1 protein-coding gene and 1 pseudogene are annotated in these 1,827 nt (G+C 73.0%); both read left to right on the top strand.

Features of this window, described 5'->3' with window-relative positions:
• Window positions 1–373, top strand: a 373-nt coding sequence (locus tag ABT300_RS43705; protein ID WP_351688650.1) for an FGGY-family carbohydrate kinase, incomplete at its 5' end; no start/stop codon positions are given.
• A 205-nt stretch (window positions 374–578) separates the two neighbouring features.
• Window positions 579–1,827: pseudogene (locus ABT300_RS43700) on the top strand (calcium-binding protein); the annotation flags it as partial.

Raw genomic sequence — 1,827 nt, 5'->3', positions numbered from 1 at the left:
CCGGGCGACCCTGGAGTCGATCTGCTACCAGAGCCGCGACGTCGTCGAGGCCATGGAGCAGGATTCCGGAGTACATCTGGACGTGCTGAAGGTGGACGGCGGGGTCACCGCCAATGACCTGTGCATGCAGATCCAGGCCGACGTCCTCGGCGTTCCGGTCAGCCGTCCGGTCGTCGCCGAGACCACCGCGCTCGGCGCGGCCTACGCGGCGGGTCTGGCCACCGGATTCTGGCGTGACACCGACGAGCTGCGCACCCACTGGCAGGAGTCCAAGCGCTGGGAGCCCCAGTGGTCCGACGACCAGCGCGCGGAAGGGTACGCGGGCTGGAAGAAGGCGGTGGAGCGCACACTCGACTGGGCCAAGGTCGAGTAGGGCGCAGTCGGACGGGACCGGGCGCCGCCGCGGCATCGGGCGGCGCCCGGTCCCGGCATGCCGAAGTGCGCAGCCCGCGGCCGTCCGAGCCGCCGCGAGGGTCGGCCGGCCGTGCTCACCCGCCGGGATGGATTCGTGCGTCCGGTGAGTGCAACGCCGCTCGTGGTGGCCGTCGCCGCGTGCGGACGGCGCGAGGCTGTCGCGCATGTTCACACCACATGTGCGACCGGCGCGACAACGACACGCGGGCCGCCGGTCACTTGCGGCCCGGGCCGCGACCGTCGCGGCGACCGTCCTGGCCCTGGTCCTGACTCTCCCCGGCGCCGCGGCCGCTGCCCCGGGCGGGCTGGACGTCACCTTCAGCGGTGACGGCAAGGCGCTCACCGACATCGCCGACGACGATCGTGCCGACGACGTGGCGGTCCAGTCCGACGGGAAGATCGTCTCCGTCGGCGCTACCGTCGACGAAGCGGCGGTGGAGAGCCGCTTCGCGCTGACCCGCCACAACCCCGACGGCACCCTGGACACCGGCTTCGGCGTGGACGGCACGGTGACGACCGCCGTCAACAACATGGGGCCGAGCCTCCAGTGGAGCGAGGCGCACGCCGTGGCGCTCCAGGCCGACGGCAAGATCGTCGTGGCGGGCAGCAGCTGGCGGGACTACGAGGACTGCTGCTGGTTCGTGGTGGCCCGTTACAACTCCGACGGGACGCTGGACGACTCCTTCAGCGGCGACGGCCGGGTCTTCGCCGACTTCGACGGCCCGACCGAGGCTCTCGACGTGGCCGTCGACCCGGGCGGCAGGATCGTCGCGGCGGGCTATTCCGGCGGGCAGACGGCGGTGCTCCGCCTCACGGGCAACGGCGTCCCGGACGCCACGTTCGGCGGCGACGGCACGGTGACCGCCAACCCGGCGGGCCCCGTTCCCCAGGAGGGCGGCGACGGCCGCGCCCTGGCGCTGCAGCCCGACGGCAAGATCGTCGTCGGCGGACAGGTCGGCTCGACCAGGTTCGACTTCGCGCTGATGCGCTTCAACACGAACGGCAGCGTGGACACGAGCTTCGACGGCGACGGCATCGTCCGCACGGACTTCGGCGACTACGAGTCCGTGGAAGGGCTCGCGCTGCAGCCCGACGGGAAGATCGTCGCCGCGGGCGGCAGCGGCGCCCGGTTCGCCCTGGCCCGCTACCTCCCCAACGGCGCCCTGGACACGGGCTTCGACGGCAACGGCAGAGTGATCACCCCCGGCGGCGGAGCAGCGGACGTCAAGCTGCAGCCGGGCGACGGACGGATCGTCGTCGCCGGAAACAACGGAACCGGCGGCGATCTCGCCGTCCGGCGCTACAACCCCGACGGCAGCCAGGACACCGGCTTCGGCGTCGGCGGACTGGCGACCGCGGACTTCGGCGGCGCCGACGCAGCCCGCGGGGGGGCCCTCCCCACGGACGGCAAGA

The sequence above is a fragment of the Streptomyces sp. NPDC001027 genome (assembly GCF_040299045.1).
Taxonomy (GTDB): domain Bacteria; phylum Actinomycetota; class Actinomycetes; order Streptomycetales; family Streptomycetaceae; genus Streptomyces.
Note: the sequence above shows the minus strand (reverse complement) of the source record. Positions and strands in the feature narration are given on the sequence as shown.